This is a genomic window from Alteromonas sp. PRIM-21, from assembly GCF_027563165.1.
Taxonomy (GTDB): domain Bacteria; phylum Pseudomonadota; class Gammaproteobacteria; order Enterobacterales; family Alteromonadaceae; genus Alteromonas; species Alteromonas macleodii_A.
On sequence record NZ_JADOEK010000003.1, the window covers coordinates 263,079 to 281,089 of the forward strand.

8 protein-coding genes are annotated in these 18,011 nt (G+C 43.7%); all 8 read right to left on the minus strand.

Annotation, left to right across the window (positions count from 1 at the left end; translation table 11 throughout):
• Positions 1 to 17 precede the first annotated feature (17 nt).
• The 8 genes from IW644_RS07765 to IW644_RS07800 all read right to left on the minus strand — a co-directional run bounded on the left by IW644_RS07765 (position 18) and on the right by IW644_RS07800 (position 17,566).
• The gene (locus IW644_RS07765; protein ID WP_269917132.1) at positions 18 to 1,961 is read right to left on the minus strand and encodes an alpha-amylase family protein; all 1,944 of its coding nucleotides are present in this window, start codon (positions 1,959 to 1,961) and stop codon (positions 18 to 20) included.
• Positions 1,962 to 2,094: 133 nt separating this feature from the next.
• Positions 2,095 to 3,006: a PEP-CTERM/exosortase system-associated acyltransferase gene (locus tag IW644_RS07770; protein ID WP_269917133.1), complete on the minus strand. Its 912-nt coding sequence runs from the start codon at positions 3,004 to 3,006 to the stop codon at positions 2,095 to 2,097.
• Between the two features lie 101 nt (positions 3,007 to 3,107).
• Positions 3,108 to 3,617 (minus strand): RNA methyltransferase, encoded by a 510-nt coding sequence (locus IW644_RS07775; RefSeq protein WP_179983403.1) that lies wholly within the window; start codon positions 3,615 to 3,617, stop codon positions 3,108 to 3,110.
• A 694-nt stretch (positions 3,618 to 4,311) separates the two neighbouring features.
• A complete protein-coding gene (locus IW644_RS07780) occupies positions 4,312 to 5,172 on the minus strand; it encodes a patatin-like phospholipase family protein (protein WP_269917134.1) in 861 nt (286 codons plus the stop codon).
• A 167-nt stretch (positions 5,173 to 5,339) separates the two neighbouring features.
• On the minus strand, positions 5,340 to 9,671 hold the full coding sequence (locus IW644_RS07785) for an alpha-1,6-glucosidase domain-containing protein (protein WP_269917148.1): 4,332 nt from the start codon (positions 9,669 to 9,671) through the stop codon (positions 5,340 to 5,342).
• An 83-nt stretch (positions 9,672 to 9,754) separates the two neighbouring features.
• Complete coding sequence (locus IW644_RS07790) at positions 9,755 to 12,805, minus strand: TonB-dependent receptor (protein ID WP_269917135.1); 3,051 nt, start codon at positions 12,803 to 12,805, stop codon at positions 9,755 to 9,757.
• 296 nt (positions 12,806 to 13,101) lie between these two features.
• Positions 13,102 to 14,622 (minus strand): tryptophan halogenase family protein, encoded by a 1,521-nt coding sequence (locus IW644_RS07795; RefSeq protein WP_269917136.1) that lies wholly within the window; start codon positions 14,620 to 14,622, stop codon positions 13,102 to 13,104.
• Between the two features lie 127 nt (positions 14,623 to 14,749).
• The gene (locus IW644_RS07800) at positions 14,750 to 17,566 is read right to left on the minus strand and encodes a TonB-dependent receptor (protein WP_269917137.1); all 2,817 of its coding nucleotides are present in this window, start codon (positions 17,564 to 17,566) and stop codon (positions 14,750 to 14,752) included.
• Between the last annotated feature and the right edge of the window lie 445 nt (positions 17,567 to 18,011).

Below are 18,011 nucleotides of genomic sequence, written 5' to 3' on the forward strand. Positions count from 1 at the left end.
ATAGCTTTACACACTATCTAGAAGGCAAATACTTTCGTCTCTAGCCCATCTAGTGATAACGAGGCTCTGTAGTTAACATCACCTTTTTCTAAGATAATGCCGTCATGAGAGAGAAGTGGCTTAAGGCTAATCGTTTTGTAATTTGCACTTAATACGCTTGCTGGTACTGTAAATTCTATTTCCCCTACTGGTGCATCACTAAAGTTTGCGATAACCAAGAAACCATGATCATCTTGTACACGAGCAAATGTAAATTGCTGCTCCGAATACGCTGAATTTTCGACGCCGAGATTGAGCGCATGGAGGCTTTGGTATTCTCCAACAACGGCCGGGTTAGTAGCTGCGATAGACATCACGCGTTTGTAAAACTTATGCAGTTCTTTTTCTTCTTTTGTAGATTGACCACCATCAAATTTTCCATTATTCATAAACCGCTGATGAGCAGGAACGCCAACGTAATCGAAAATAGACGTACGCGTTGGGTCGCCAAAGCCTGTCTCTTCGCTACCGTCTTCGCCCACATCTTGGCCAAAATAAAGCAGCGTTGGAGAACTGCTTATAAGCGTACTCACAGCAAGTGCTGGCTTACCTTTTTCAGCGCTACCTGCGAAATCAGGGCTAGCAATACGTTGCTCATCATGGTTCTCTAAAAAGTGCAGCATGTGTGGTGCAATATCGCTGACTTTTTTATGAACAGCGACCAGGTCACTTACATTGCTCTTTCCTTGCATAATTGCTTTTAGCGTATCGTAAAAGCCTACCTTGTCGTATAAATAGTCCATCTTGCCTTTATGAAGGTAATCGCGATATTTGTCAGGCTGATAAACTTCTGCCAGCAAGAATGCATCAGGTGCTTTTTGCTTAATGCTGCTGTTGAGAAAAGACCAGAACTCTACTGGTACCATTTCGGCCATATCAAAACGGAATCCATCGACCCCTTTGTCAACCCAATAATGGGCAATGTCTCTGAATTTGTACCATGAGTCTGGAAGATCTTTCCCTTGCCAAAACGCGGCGTGCTCTTCGATAGATTTTTGACTGTATTCGTCAGGTAGCAAGGGAAAATCATAAGTGCCGTCTGGCTTAACTCCATAGTTAACCTTTACCGTTTCATACCAGTCGTTAATATCTGGCTGCGCAGCTCTTGCGCCGTTGCCTGTCCACTTTGCAGGAAACTCATCGAACTTACCGTCTGACAATGGGTGGGGTGCGCCACCTAGCACTTGGTAGTTGTCAGCGGTGGGCACTTTAAATGCTTCGCCAACGACATAATAAAAGTTGTTATCGCGGGCATACTCTACAGACGTATCGTCTGTTGCACCAAAATCACTTACGCCTTCAGGGGCAGACAGCGAATGATAATCACGGGCAACGTGATTAGGCACAATATCGATAATGACTTTCATACCTGCAGCATGAGTTCTTTCAATCAGGGCTTCGAACTCTTCTAGGCGCTTTGCTGGGTTATCAGCTAGATCAGGATTAACATTGTAGTAATCTTTTACAGCGTATGGGGAACCAGCGCGGCCTTTTACTACATCTGGGTCGTCATTTGATATACCGAAGTCAGTATAGTCATTGATTACGGCGTGATGCGGTACACCGGTATACCAAATGTGACTGCTGCCTAGAGCCTTGATGGCTTCAAGAGCTTTAGGGGTAAAGTCGCTGAATTTGCCTACGCCATTTTGCTCGATCGTACCCCAAGGCTGATTAGTAGAATTAGTATTTCCAAATAGTCGAGTGAATACCTGATAGACCACAGGTTTACCTTGTCTTTCACTGTTATCCGTATGCGTTAACATATCACTTTGTTGATTTGATGCTGAAGGCTTACTTCCTTTGCCCTCGTGTGTTTGATTATTTGCTGATGGCGACGGACCAGTGCACGCCATCAAACCCAAGGAAAGCATAGCAACAGATAGAGGCTTAAGGGAAAAACCCGACTTTTTATTAAACATAGTTTTCGTGACAAAAATGTAAATGATGCCAACAGGATACGCGTTAAATGTATGTTAAAAAACATGCATACGTATTCAGAAATGAAAAAGCCGCCCTAGAGGACGGCTTTTAAAAATGGCTTTACAACAATATCTAAGCCGCTTGTGCCACACGCAATGGTTTCTGTATGGGAGGAGCGGTATGTGTCGGAACAGTTGCAATAGCGTGTAACGCATCATCAAGCTTACTGTGGATCTTCTTGTGAAAACTTTTTAGCGGCTTAGCTAAGTCTTCTAATAATACGTTCGTAGATAGCCTGTAGGGAACACGCTTGCCGTTAAACTCTACGGCATCTCCTACTGGATTGAAATGAATACCAAATGCTTTCATTCTTCTTGCTAATTTGGGTTCCATCAAAACGTATGCATGCTTAATATTTAAGTGTTGGCAGATACTGGTTGCCATTAAATACAGCGCAATAGAAAGATAAGGAAAGTGCTCTACGTTAAAGGGTGTACTCTTCTTTTGTTTTATCTTTTCAAGCTTATCGGCAGGCAGGATTTTCGAGCGCATTTGGCGAACTCTGAACTCTCTTGGAATTGCCAATCTTGATATCTCACAAATGCTCGTAGGGTCGCAACTAGAGGGAAGCAATGAACCGTCATCAAAAGCACCTGCGCACTTTTCTTCTAAAGGCAGCGATAACCCTGCTTCGGTCGGCAAGACCAAACGGATGGTACCTGCGCATTCGCCTGTTGGTCGGTGTTTTATGTAGCAGTTGATTGCGCGATCGTCGTATTTGTCTTTTTCAATGGCTGCCGCGTTTTTTTGCTCAAACTTCATTTCCTCGCAATAAACTTTATGACGGGTTTTATAGCTCACTTGTTTTTCATTTTCTTCGTTAGCTATAACGAGTTCATAACGGCTAAAAAAGAAGCTGGTAATAGTTTCTTCAAGTGACAATCGGCGTGGAAATGCTTTAAGCAGTTGTCGAGGTAACTGGTTTAACTTGTTAGTTACAGCACTATTTAGCGCACGAGCAGCGCTCATTGTTGTTGTTTTCAACGCAAAAGTCCCCTAATTTATCTTAATTATTAGGCTTGTGGGTAACTTCCTGTTCGCAGCAGTAGCCTTTGGTATATTGTTTTAAATTAATATTTAAAACGCTATTTTATCTTTGTCTTATTATTGGTATCTCGGCTTTGTCTGATAAGCGCATCCCCACTTACAAAATCAGACTTAGATAGGCGGTCATACAGTAAAACATTCGCTGTTGCCGCCAAATTCATACACGAATACGTGGGTACATAAACAACGTGGTCGCACCACGATAGAGTGTCTTCGCCTACACTTCCATCTTCAGGGCCTAGAATATAGAAGGCATTTTCTGGGTGTTCGAACGTTGGTAAAGGCTCAGCGCCTTCAACAAGTTCAACCGCAACTACGGACGCCCCCTCTGGTACAACATCCCGTAAATTATCAACGCCAACCGTTGGAATAACCTTATGAAACGCTTTCGTATCTGCATTAAAGTCTTTAGCGAAACGATAACGCTGCCCCGTATAAAATACGCTAGCGACACCGTAGCATCCTGCAGCCCGTAAAATAGATGCTACATTGACTGGATTTTTTGGGTTAACTAGCCCAATCGAAATTTTTTGATTTGCTATTTGCACTTTTTATTAGCTTTTTATTATTTGAGTTTGATACTGCCACGACTTAAAACAAGCTGCTACGCGTAACCACAAAAATTAATCATAAGTATTAGAACAAATACATAAAGCCTACAGCGACGTCATCGTGACCGATACGTTGTTGCAGGTAATCAGTTATTGGTTTACGCCTTAGCATAACCCTATAAATCAGGCCATTTAATGCGCTAAATGCCATTTTCTCGTCTACAACTTTACGCTTTTCTTATATTGGCAAGCGTTTCACGTGTCTGCAATTAACGTATTAAAGAAAATAACTAATCTTGTTCAGGTTACAGCAAATTGCAGACCAAGAGTGTGAAAATTTTGCAAGTTCGGTGCAAAGTTTACATCTTTAATAACATGTAAAAGATAAACACGCTTCTTATCAACTAGTTATGATAAAAAATAGGGTTTGGTGCGTTTGGCTTATTGTAGGAGCTAGTAGTTGTTTTGCCAGATCAATTGTCTGATTAGGGCCAAGAACTGATAAGAATTGAAGGTAATAAATAAACTATAGACGATAAGCCCGATAGTGTGTTGCCATTTTGAAACACGATAACCCTCTGTAAATATTGACTTTCTTTACGAACAAAAAAAAGCCTGGATGATATCCAAGCTCTTAATGATAACTGTTGCTAAATTCATACAGGGCTTTCGTGTAATTGCTGCGGACTCTCTAGGCTATTTGGTAATTTAAACCATCGGCATTTGAATTAAGATTTTTAAGATGACGTCGGGCCATACGCCTACCCTGCCCATAACCTTTCAATAACTTCTTCTTATCCATAGTAAGTCGTTTAACGCAGAAAGCTTCATCTGGTGCTATTACTCGAATGATGCAGTCGCTCGGTGGTTGTTTAAGAAAATCGAGGGTTTCATTATAAATGGTCGCACGCTTAAGCATTTTTTCTAGAATTGCGGGTTGGTTTCCATACATCTTTTGCATCAACCAGGTTGATTTTACTTCAGGCTTAGTAAACCCAAGTGGTTGAGAAAGTATTACGGTAATGTCCCTTGCACCCATGTTATAAGCTTTAATTGCAGGTATTGCATCTGCAACTCCGCCATCTAGGTAGCGCGTACCGTTAATGATTATTTCATCTCGATATGCGGTAGGTAGCGCACAAGACGCTACCATCAATTCGTCTACATTAGTTTCTGTGGCCTGAATATATTCACATTCACCTGATTCTGCATTCGTAATACCCACGAACAAGGGCATACTGCTCTTTTCACCTGGAGAGGGAATGTTCATTGATTGCTTTGAATGATGCCATAACCAATGAACATCTGTCATATGACCACCTTTTATGAAACGAAGCGGACTGAAGAACTCTCGCTTCGTTGCATATTGGGTGATAATAGTTTTACTCAAGCCTTGCATTTTGGAAACGTAAGTCGACAAATTTGTCGCCCCAGCGGACACCCCTAGCGTAAAATCAAAGGGGTAATAGTCTTGCTCCATGAATTTATCTAGTACGCCAGCCGCAAATATTCCGCGCATAGCGCCACCTTCTACAACTAATGCACTTTTCATCTGTTCTCTCCCTGTAGATACATTCACAACCTTCTGGTAGGACCACTTACGGTAACAACTATCCTACAAGAGAATCAAGAGGTATGCCAAGAAGAAAAAACCGCGAACAAGGTCGCGGCTTTTAAATGGTTAACACTTAGACGTTAACTAAATTTTCTGCTGAGCATTTATTTCATCGTTACAGTCAACATGGGTGCATTACCATCGGGCCCGGCAACCTTAAACTCATACAGGCCAGATTCAGCGATTTCAATCATCAAATTGTTATTGCTCGCTCCCAAAATTTTAGGCTCACTTGGCGTGACGATATTACTCGCTGCATCGTTAGGATTACCAAGGTTTACCGTTGACCAATCTTCAGAGGCAACTTTAAATTCGATGCTACCTGCACTTAACTCGATGTCGGCTGCGTAAACACCCTCTCCTTGATATTCAAACATATCTGCTACACCCCAACCATTCATACCACCGCGGATATAAACTTGGGTGTCTCCCCAAAACGCTTCTTTAAATACACCAATGGTAGGGGCATCTAAGTCAGTCACGTTGAACACAAACACATAGCGATCAGCAGTTTCAATGTTTAGAACAAGGTTATCGTTAGTCGCAGCCAAACCAAGGGTTTGACCTGGCGCTAGGTTACGATCGGCATCGTCGGCAGACAAAGCACCAAAGTTCACTGTACTCCAGTCTTCGGACGCCACTTTAAACTCGTAAGTGCCAGGCTCAATATCTCGAGCAAAGGTATAGATACGACCACCTTGGTAAGAAAACTCATCGTCTGTACCCCACCCGTTCATTGCACCACGAAGGTACACAGGCGTTCCAACGTAGGGTTCTTCGTTTTCAACCGTTAATATAGGCGCTTCGCTGTCTGATGCATCGATGGTAAACAGGTATGTTGCACTGATATCAGGTGTAAACGACAAATTAGTATTTGTGCGGGCAAGTACTTTCTCTTCACCTGATATCACCAGCCCATCTTCACCATCTGCAGCACCAAAATTCACGGTACTCCAGTCTTCAGAGGCAAACTTAAAGCCATAAGTTACACCGCCTTCAAGCGCAGCAGTAGCCGTATATACACCGTCACCTTGATAAGTAAATGCATCATCCGTTGACCAACCGTTCATGTCTCCACGTAGGTAAGTCAGGGTATCGCCGTAGGGCACAACGTCAGGTGCGCCAGATGTAGCATACGCTGATAGACCGTACCCTTGAGCACCAGACTGAGGCTTAACAAACACAGCAATAGTCAGTGCAGGTACAGTAAAGGTTCCGTTACCGTCTTCACCCTCAACAAAAGTTGCACCACGTACTGCGGCATCAACTGAGTTCATTTGTGTTGCGTGAAGTGAAAAGCCGGTTGCTGTATTTACAGTGATAGATTTCTCTTCGTAACCCGTGTTAACCAGAACCATTACCGCATCGTTCATCATATCTAGATCTTGACGAGATACTTCGCTGTTATCTGATACACCATCGTCAATACTCATTGCGATAAGACCACGCTGTTGGCGTGAACCAATATTGTGGAACCCAATACGATCGATAATATCTTCCGCCGAGGTTAATCTAAACAAAGGACTGGTCATTCTAATGTTTAGCAACTCCGCAAATACGTCTGATGCAAACATAATGTCCGCCATAGAAGCTGCACGGTTAGGATTGTAAATAAATTCACCCATTTCTTCCCAACGGGCTTCATTGTCTTGTGCTAACGGTAAGCCTACATTCCAGTTATTAGTCTCGTATGTGAAATCTACATAGTTAAACCAGTCTCCCGAGTCGTAGGTGTTTCGGTCCATTGATTTAGAGCGAAGCATATCGCCGCCCATTTGTAGAAATGGAATCCCCTGAGACACTAGGTTGATGCCCATAGCCACATTTTGTGCGCGCACTCTCTGCTCTAACGTGATGTCTTGTGGAAGTGTGTAATTTAATTGGTCCCACAAGGTTTCATTATCGTGCTTAGACACATAGTTAATGATGTCTGCGGGGTCTTCTGCATAGCCGCCCAAGTTACTCGTCGCACCAGCACTGCCTGAAGAGGTTTCCAATACATAGTCTTTAAGCGTACCAATCATGCCCATTTTCACACGGTCTTGTGCACTTAACAGCCCATCATCTTCGGGTCGAAATATAGCGCCCTGACGAATAGCTTCACGAATGCGATCGTTATAAGTACCAATTTCAGTACCGGCCATATTGAGCTGGCTGGCTTGCTCGTAACCGCGGTCTATTTTGGTCCAACCCTCGCCATAAAAGTAGTTGTCTTCATCAATAGCTTTAACAGCATCACGAAGGCGTATCATGGTATCTTTGGTTGCCTGACTCATGATGTCAAAACGGAAAGAGTCGTACTTGTATTGTTCAGCCCACATAAGCAAGGAGTCTTCCATGAATTTTTCCATCATCACGTTACGTGGTTCTGTGTCATCACAGCACGTTTCGCGGACAATCGCCCCACTATCTACCTCATAACGGTGGTAATACCCTGGTACCGCTTTATCTAGAACAGACTTACTGAAAACACCAGATGCATTGGTATGGTTATAAACCACATCGAGTGCAACACGAAGCCCCATTTCATGAAGCGCTTGGATCATAGCGCGCATTTCTACAATACGTTCAACACCTTCAGCACTTGATGCATAGCTACCTTCAGGCGCATTAAAGTGATGAGGGTCGTACCCCCAATTGAACGTATCCAGATTGCGTAAGTCATTGGTCAATTGCTGAGCTTTACCCGCTTGTGATAACGGGTCGTAAGCGTTGTAAACATCAATCAACAATGTGTCCGCGCTTTCTTCTTCACATACCGCAGCACTGCTATTTAAGCGACAAAGTTTGCCCACTGTATCGTACAAATCAACAGTGTTAGTTGGGTCTTCATCAATAGTTGCGATGTCATTCGCTGGAAGGATATGAAAATAGGTTAGCCCTGCCTCTACCAACTTTTTAAGGTGCTCAACCGGTGCCGTTCCCTCTTCGGTAAAGGCAAGGTATTTCCCACGATTTTCTTCAGAAGTAGACATATCGCGTACGCTGAAATCACGTATGTGACCTTCGTAAATAACCGCGTCTTCATAATTTTCTACCGTAGGAATGGTGTGAGTATCCCACCCCTCAGGTTTTAAATCTTCATCGGCAAGGTTTACAAAGCGTGAGAAACGACCGTTTGTGCTAAGCGACACAGAATATGGGTCTGTTACAAGCAGGGTTTCTACGTTACCTGTAACAGGGTGATATACCGTAACTTCATAGCGATAAAGCTGACGGTCTAGCGACATATCGCCTTCATAGCGCCATACGCCTGACGCGTCATCACGTACCATATCGATACGCTGACTTAACGTTTTATTATCGTTATAAAGCAAAAGGTCAACATTCGAAGCGGTAGGCGCCCACAGCGCAGCGGTAATACCTTGGTCTGTATAAACCCCGCCAAGTTGTGCCTCGTCGGCATCATCTTCACCCATGGTGTAAAGTGCATCAATTGCGTTTGCCAATTGAATACCGGTTGCTGCTACAAGTGCACCGTCTGCATCATATCCTCCAACGACCGCTTGTGTGGTCAATACACTTTTAGCATCTTCAACCGACCAGTCTCCTTCCCACGCTTGCATCGAAGATAAATGCGGTGCGCGAGCAGATTGCTCTTCGGTAAGTGTTGTACTCATTAGCGCTACTTCAGTTCCATTGATACCCTCTTCTAGGGTGCTCTCTAAATCAGCCTGAGCTGAATAGTGAAGTTTCACTTCTGATACAGTTTCGGGAACATCCCATAAAATGGTGTTTGCATCTAACCAATGGGCACCAAAGCCTTCTATATCAACCGGCTGTGGCCCAAGCGACATGATCGGGAATTCAAAAATCGTTGGCTCGCCCGAAAGAGTAAAGTTCATTCGCACAAAAGTTTCATCGTCTTGTACTAATGAAGCTTGAAAATCACCGCCACCCATCTCTTTACCGGCATCATCAGTACCTTTGTGAATGATGAAGTTATGACAGCTGCCGTAACCTTCTTTAAGGTCTAATATCCAATAGGCGCCATAGTTCGGATCGATACCGCTATGAATTCGACCGTTCGCCCAATCCGTGTCTGCGTCAGCATAGGCATCACATTCGTCATTGTTCCAAGTATGTAGTCGCCATCCTTCATAAGCAGCGTCGTTACTAGAATTATCCGCGTCTACCGCAGCGCGATTGTAATATAGTACCGCTTGATTAGATGACGGGGTAAATACAGGCGCAGGTAGACTCGGGTCGGCCCCAGCTTCACACGCGTCGTTTGCTTCGTTAGGTACTAACGGTGCGTCACATTGAATAGGTGGCGGCGGCTCGCAGGCCGTTCCTGCTGCATTAGGTACATTGGGCACTTCACAAGTAAGCAAATCGTTTGTGCCTGACTCTACGCCAGAACCACCGCAACCCGTAAGTGTATAAGCGCCTACTAAAAGTAACGCGGTGCGCACTACTTTCTTTTTAGCAAACATAAAATTCTCCTGAATATTTTCGCTATTTCTGGCGACCGAACGTTTTTGTGCGTCGCCAAATAAATTACCTAAGATGTTGTTTTTCATAGTTGGTATGTCATCCCTAGGTAATATTGGGTGCCAAAGTACTGAATAGTGCCGGTTTGCTCTTGTGAAGCGAAATAGCTTTTGGTTGGCTCATCCGTTAGATTGTTTACTTGAAACAGAACGCTCCAATTGTCGTTAATTTCGTAAGACGCTTGGTAATCAATAACCAGTTCGTCATCAAAGTTAACAACCTGATCGTTAACCGCTACTTGCTGAGATACGAAGGCATCGCGATAGCGACTGGATAGGCGGGTTTCAAACCCTTCGTATTCCCAGAAAACGGTTAATGTTGCTACATTTTCAGAAAGCCCTGGTAAATTAGCGGCATAAACGCCATCGCCAAGGGTGCGCTGAATTTCACTTTCCGTATAAGAGTAGCTTGCGCTAACCCCTAAACCTGACCATAACCCAGGTAGCATGCTGTAAATTTGCGTGTAGGCGACTTCTAGCCCTCTAATGTAGCCACCTTCTGCGTTATTTACCGCAGTGCTATAGCTACCATTTTCTGTAGGTACAGTAACAAAGATAGGATCGCCGTTTTCATCCCTTGCTAGTTCAGCTTCTTGCCCTGCAAATTCAGGGGTTAAGTAGACTGGAACGCTTACGTTGTCTGGAATGACTATGCCGTTTGCTTCAAAGTCGTAAGGCTCTATTTCAATGTCTTCTACAAATGACTCAATGTCTTTATAGAAACCCGCTACAACCAGAGCCCCTTCTGTATCTGAGAAGTAATATTCCCATGACACATCGTACTGTGTAGCGTAAAACGGCTCTAAGTACGGGCTATTACGGGCATTACCACTAACCCTTGCTGTTGGGTTTGAAAGCGTGATTTCACCTGAGTCTCTGTCTTGGAACGCAGTAACTGTTTCAATAGTAGTAGACGCATTCGCCGCAAAACGGTTAATTGGCGCTCTCCCCATTACTTTTGCGGCAGCTACTCGAAGCTGAGTATCGTCAGTTAGTTTAAAGTTCAGGTTAATAGAGGGCAGTACATCTGAATACTCGTGGCTAATTAACGCTGGACGATAAAAATTATTGATGAGCCCTACGTCATCTGTAATGTTTTGCGCGCCTGCCGTAGGGTCGCTTACCTCAACCGACGTCCCCGTTTCTAAGTCTTGAATAAGCTGGGTAGCACGCTGCAGTGTAGTTGAGCTCTGTTTGCTTTTAACGTATCTAACACCGATATTACCCGTAATAGGAATACTACCAATTTCAGTGTTGATGTTTGCCATTAAGTAAGCCGAGTTTACGGTTTCAAATACATCACCGCTTTCTTGCAGTGTCCACGCTGTAGCGGGGCCTGTTCCTGGGCCATTAATAACGCCAGCAGCTCCAGGCCCCCATGTTTGAACAGGCTGCGGTCTACCTTCTGGGAACCAAGCATTGAGCGCACTGTTTAAATCGACTGATAAATAGCTTGGGAAATATCCAAAATCACCGCTCCAATCAACTTGTTCAACCATGTCTGACGTTAAACGAAGTGGCGGTTCACTGACTGAAAAGGCACTGTCATTACCGTATTCAAAGACAGAGCGATCGTTGTTGTATTCCCGATCTGAATAACGATATCCAAATTCAAAACCAGAGATGATTGGTACGTCTACGTAATACTGGAAGTCGACACGGTATGCATCTAGCTCATCCTTGTTTTCAAATGGATAGATACCGTACTTGCTCACCATGACCCGGTCTAAATCGGTAAAGGCATCTGTTTGGTTAAAACCAATATCAGGTAGGTTTAAGCCGTTCAGCAAATAAGATATTTGAACGTTTTCATCAAATACTGGGTTCGCAGCTGTCGCATCTTCGCCTACAAGCGACCATAACAAGCCGTTTCTAAAGTCACTTTCAGCACTTGAACGAGATACGTCAAACTGAACTGCTAAATCCGGTGATATTTCCCAGCTAGCATTAACACCTAAGTTAGTAACACTGTCGAAATCTTGATTGTCGTCGTTTACCAGTTCAACTCGGGTGAAGCTATTGTCTGTGCGAGAAAAAGTACCGCCAACGACGCTGTTGTTAACTACAACCGGGTTAGTAATACCCGCATTAATACCACCTAACTTAACGCGAAAGCCTCGAGCAAATGCTTCAGAATCAAATTTTGAAATGAAGGCATCAGCTTTTAAGGTAAACGTATCGATAGGCGCCCATTCAAACGCCGCAACGTAGCCATCGCGCGTTTCTTCACCGCCTTTGTGCTGCATCTCAAAACCTTCTGAAATGAGCTCACAGTTTGGACAATCTGCCGGGCCGTCGGTATCCCCTTCTAGTCCATCAACATCTACTTGACCGTTATAAGCTAAACCGATGAACTGCGTAGAAACGCTTGGCTGGAATAGACGTGCATAGCCCAACGATACACCTAGGGTATCGTCTAGGAACTTGCCTTGATAAGAAAAGCTTAGTCTATGACCGTATTCTGTAGCATCGCTTATTTCGGATGCTCTATCGTTATACATACCGCGCATATTAGCGCTAAATTTATGTTGCTCTTCAATGGCCAGCGGTGATGCTGTTTTTAGTTCAACCGTACCCGCAATACCGCCTTCAATTAGCGATGCCTTGGGAGATTTATAAACCGCTGCCTCGCTAATAAGCTCAGACGGATATTGGTCAAATTCAATAGCGCGACTTCCGCTGGTGGATACCTGCTCTCTACCGTTTAACGTAGAAAAAACAAAGTCGCCTGATAAACCGCGAATATTGATTTGCGCTGCTTGTCCGCCGGTACGCACTGCCGAGATACCCGGCAAGCGGGTCAGAGCATCGGCCATAGATACGTCGGGAAGCCCGCCAAGGTCATCTGCAGATATTTGCTCAGAAACCGTGTCAGAGAAACGTTTTTGGTTTAGTGATTGAATTAAGCTGGTACTGAAACCACGTACTTCGATACGCTCTAAGGTATCTTCATGCGGTCGTTCAACTTCACCTACGGGTGTGTCTGGTGACTCTTGAGCATAGAGCGGCAGCGCACTAAACGCGACCCCACTACTGATCAAGGCCGCCATGATAGTGCTGGGTTTGAATGTTTTCATTGGTGTCCCATCCTTGTTTATTATCGACATTTTTAGGAATACCACACCCAAAAATGCCTCTTATGGTTCAACACCAAATACTACTGGTTTGTATAAAAAGGGAGCAATGCTATGCATACGTATTCATTTACATATGAGAAACATATATTTAATAAATCATGTTTTTTTAGCAATTTAGTTAACACTTTATTATCAGAAATAAAAAAGCAGCCATATGGCTGCTTAATAGAATACGTTTATTTACCTCGCTAATGCGTTAAAAATACGCTAAATAACATGGAAAATCTTCGAGTAACCTACTTCATTGAACGCTTGTACTTCGCAACCATCCCGTTTATGTAATCGTCATGTGAAGGCAATTTAGCAATAGGCTCTCTTTTAAGTTCTAGCAACTTTGTTAACATTTGATTTAATTGTGCATCGGATACGCTATTTACTAAGCCATGGTAATCCTTTGGCATTACACCCTGCCCGTATAAAACTTGAAGCCAAGAACTTTCAAGGAAAAGATCGTTTTGCTCCCTTTGAAGAACACCATTTTCTTTGAAAAGCTCAATCTTATGGGCTAATGAGTCTGGCAGCGTGATGTTGCGCATATCGTTAAAAAAGGCACTGTCCGTTCTTTCATTCACTACATAGTGTAATACCAAAAAATCTCTGATTTGTTCGAATTCGAGTTCTGATTGTTTGTTGTATTCGTCAATTAAGCTCTTTGTCACACCATTGTGCGGAAACAGCTGAATTAAACGCACAATTGCTGATTGAATAAGATGAATGCTAGTTGATTCTAGAGGCTCTAGAAATCCGCTTGATAGGCCTACCGCCACCACGTTCTTATACCATTGCTTTCGCCTTCTACCGGTTGTAAATTTTATCAGCTTTGGATCGCTCAACGGTTTAGTATCTAGGTTTGATAATAAAGTGTCACAGGCTTGGTCATCGCTTATATAACGAGAGCTATAAACATGACCGTTACCATTCCTATGTTGTAACGGAATTCGCCACTGCCACCCTGCATCGTGTGCTATGGAGCGCGTGTACGGTGCGGTTTTTTCGTGCCTTTCTGACGGAACAGCCAGTGCACTGTCACAGGGTAATAAGTGGGACCAGTCGTCATAGCCCGCCCCTAAAGCACCTTCAATCAACAAGCCTTTAAAACCGGTGCAATCTATAAATAAATCGCCATCAATGACTTCTCCACTTTCCAGGTGCAGCGCTTGTATATATCCGCTGTCATTACAACGTTGTACCCTTGCGATCTTACCCTCTACACGCACTACGCCCATTTGTTCACTTAGCTTTCGCAAATACTGCGCATACAGACTGGCGTCAAAATGGTATGCAAACGGAAGTTCTAAGACGGGGTCTTTTGCATTAATTTGGGCGAATTTTCCCGCTTCAGCAGCGAGGTAATTAAGATCATAATCCCACAAATCGTTCTTTAGACCTTGTTGGCGAGCCTTCACCCAATAGTGATGGAAATGACAAAACGCCATACTTCTGCCAGGAGCTCCGAAGGTGTGGTAGTAACATTCTCCTTTAGTCTTCCAGTTCTCAAAACGAATGGCGAGTTTAACCGTAGCTTTAGTGTCGTGGATGAACTGAGCTTCGTCTATACCCAATACTTGATTTACGAGTCGAATTGGAGGAATGGTTGCTTCTCCAACACCAACCTTACCTATGGCTTCAGATTCCACAAGCGTAATTTCAATAGCCTGGCCAAGCAGCTTCTTCAAAAGTGAAGCAGCTAACCAACCGGCAGTACCGCCTCCTGCTATTACAACGCGATTTATAGATTTTTTAAGAGGGGTAAGCATAAACGTCTCGAATTTATCAGCTACTATTAACGATTTTTCTTTATACAAAAAAGAAAAGCCACCGTTTGCTTTCTTTTAGCATAAGCTAAAACAAAAAGCAGCAGGTGGCTTTACACACACGAAGTGATTAGAACTTGTAGTTAAAACCTAACAAGTAGTTTGTTCCGTAAGTCTGGAACTGTGTAATTTGGCGTCCGTCAGCAGCAGATGCTTGAACGTCGTCCTCGTCAGTCAAGTTCTGTGCTTGAAGCGTTACACGTAAACCTTCTAGGTAATCGATACCAGATTCGCCGAAGTCATAACCAATTTGGGCATCAACAAGCGTTCCACCCTGCTTCGTTGCATCAACTAACGCAAGACTTAAACCACGCTCTTCAGTCAAGTATTGATCACGCTTCGTTGCAGCTAAACGGAACTCGAAACCGTTGCTTTCGTAGAAGAAAGTCATGCTGTAAGACTCTTCTGAAAGGCCTGGAATTCTTGTTTCACTTTGACCTGGCGCTGCATCAACTTCACCGTCCATGAAGGTAGCACTTGCAAATAAGCCAAAACCTTCTAGAGATTCATGTACAAGGTCAAATGGTAGCGAGCCCTGCAATTCGTAGCCACGTACAAAGCCTTCAAAACCGTCTAGCACACTGCCTACTTGACCTTCGAACAACACAGGCGCTTGGCCTTCAGAACCTTGATGAAGGTCTGGAATATAGAAGTCAGTAAAGTCAGCAACGAGTGATGTGCTGCGGTGCCAGTTCTTAATATCTTTGTAGAAGAAAGACACTGCAACGTAACCCGTATCAGCGAAATAGTTTTCATAAGCCAAATCAAACTGGTTCGCTTCAAGTGGACGCAGCTCCGGGTTACCAGCGCTACCACTCCAAGGACCGTTTTCAATGTCTGTACTTTCAATTTGGTTATCGTTGAATGAGAAAGTCACCTGGGTATTCGGGCGCATATCGTCCATACGCGGACGAGAAATTACTTTACTTAACCCTAGGCGCACAAACTGACCTTCCGCTACTTCAGCCGATAGATTCAAAGTTGGAAGCACATCTGTGTAGTCAGCACCGCCGCTAATTGGATTAGCAATAGTGTAACCGTCTGTATCTGATGTAGTTGAGAAACCTGTAGACTGCTGGTCTGCGTTTACAACTTGAACACCTACATTACCGCGTACCCAGATATCACCGAACTCCATTTCCAAATCTAATTTGGTGTAAAGCGTAATGAGTTCTTCGTCTACCGTGTAGGTATCACCTAGGCGATCATTTTGAACACGGCTGGCATCACTTTCGATGTAATATCCGCTTTCATATAAGCCTAACGAGTCATACGCTAAAATGCCTTCGATACCGATGAAATCTAGATTTGTTACACCTAATACATCTGGAATTGCTGCATCGCCTGGATATGTAGGAGCCGTTAAATAAGCACCGTTGTTATCTTTAGATTTTGAACGGTCAGAATAAACAACACCTGCCGAAAGACCTGTAACCACACCCCAATCTACATAACCTTTAAGGTCGAAGCGCAATGTATCAAGCTCTTCTTCGAAAACAGGTTGGTTTACGAAGCCGTCTTGACCATCAGGCTCTAATAGAGGTGGTGCACCCCATGCTTGTGGACCGGCTAATGTGATAAGTGCTGGGTCAGTTAAGTCAACTGGCGCAATAGTTGGGTGGTCTGAGAACATAACACCGGTAGAGGTCATTTCCCAACTGCGAGCAGTGAGAGGGCGACCTTCTGTGCCTGCACGACCAACACCTGAGTAACTTTCTACGTCAATGATTTCTTTTTCTACTTTACCTGTAGAGTAATCAACTTCCAGTGTCCAAGAATCATTAATTTGGTACTCAGCGTTAATACCTACAGTGGTTAGATCAGCTTCCTGTCGGCGAGCATCGTTTCTCACAACACTATAGAAACCGTCAGAGTATCCACTGGTAACAAGACCGTCTTCAACACCAGTGATGGTATAAGCACTTGTACCCCACTCTGCTCCACCTTCTTCAAGACCACGACGAACGTCGTCTTCAACGAAATCGATGTAAAGCGCATCAAGTTGGATATTTAACTTATCTGTCGGAGCCCACTCAACAACAGCTGCAAAAGAATCACGTTCTAGCATGGCAGAACGTTGGAAAGAGTCATGTCCACCAAGTACAACTGTATCTTCTGGTACTTCTACAGGGTCAAGAGCACGGCGCTCATTGTCAAAATTAATACCGGCATAACCCCAACCGCGGAACTGTTGCTCTTGACGAGGCGATTCCATTGTTGCAACCGTTAATGCTAAACCAATTGTATCGTCTGCGAATTGGTCAACAAAGTTTACAGAGACGCGGTGTCCATCATTATCAAAATCTGGATTCGGAGAATCTTCAGCGTTCTTCTCGAATGTACCGTTTACGGTAAAGGTACTTTCTGCTGTAAGAGGCTTAACGGTTTGAAGGTCAATTGAGCCACCGATGTTTTGCGTGGTCATGCCCGCTTCAGGTGTTTTGTATACCAGAATGTTTGAAATAATTTCCGTAGGATAAAGGTCAAACTCAACCCCTCGGTTGTCACCCATCCCCAAAAGCTCACGGCCGTTTAAAGACGTTCCAACGTAATTTTCGTTAAAACCACGGACTGAGATACCACTTGTTCGACCGTTGCGACGCTCACCAGTAACACCTGGTAGACGTGCAATTGATTCTGCAATACTTGTATCAGGAAGTTTACCGATATCCTCAGCTGAAAGCGCTTCAACAATGGACGTATTATCCATTTTAATTGCTTGAGCACGCTGTAGGCTGCCGCGTATACCGCTTACTTGAATAACTTCTAGATTAGCTTCATCAACAGCATCAGTGTTTGCTTCTTGAGCTAGTGCAGGTGCACTACCAAATGCCATACCGCCTGAAATAAGCGCAGCTTTAATTAGGTTGGGTTTAAATTGTTTCATAAAACGGGTGTCCCATACGGTTATAGTTGTTGTCTTTTTGTTGTTCTTATGACAAATAAATGACAATACATCTCACGGGGACAATGCTATAGATGCCCTAGGTTTTGCACAATTGCCTGCATACGTATTCAATAAAATATATGCAACACGGTTTTAACAAGTCGCGAAGAGTTAGTGATGTAATTTTACAACACATATCAGGCGCACCAGCCGATATGTAAAATTTTTATGAAATTAAGTTTCAGGAGAATTGTGTATCTATGCTCGAAAAAAGACATGCAAGCGGTGTTGATACTAGGTTTGTTAAAGGGTAGAAAGGACGCTAAACGCGTATATTTGTAGTTTATAGTAACAGTCAAAACACTAAAAACCTATTCAACAGGCTCGTGTGACAGGCTAGCTTAAGCAAGAAAGCCTCGTAAAAACGAGGCTTTGTAGAGATAGT

Excerpts from the sequence above, each read along its gene's own strand:
- IW644_RS07785 (WP_269917148.1), bottom strand. The coding sequence starts at position 9,671 with ATGTTTGCTAAAAAGAAAGTAGTGCGCACCGCGTTACTTTTAGTAGGC.
- IW644_RS07765 (WP_269917132.1), bottom strand. The coding sequence starts at position 1,961 with ATGTTTAATAAAAAGTCGGGTTTTTCCCTTAAGCCTCTATCTGTTGCT.
- IW644_RS07780 (WP_269917134.1), bottom strand. The coding sequence starts at position 5,172 with ATGAAAAGTGCATTAGTTGTAGAAGGTGGCGCTATGCGCGGAATATTT.
- IW644_RS07800 (WP_269917137.1), bottom strand. The coding sequence starts at position 17,566 with ATGAAACAATTTAAACCCAACCTAATTAAAGCTGCGCTTATTTCAGGC.
- IW644_RS07795 (WP_269917136.1), bottom strand. The coding sequence starts at position 14,622 with ATGCTTACCCCTCTTAAAAAATCTATAAATCGCGTTGTAATAGCAGGA.
- IW644_RS07790 (WP_269917135.1), bottom strand. The coding sequence starts at position 12,805 with ATGAAAACATTCAAACCCAGCACTATCATGGCGGCCTTGATCAGTAGT.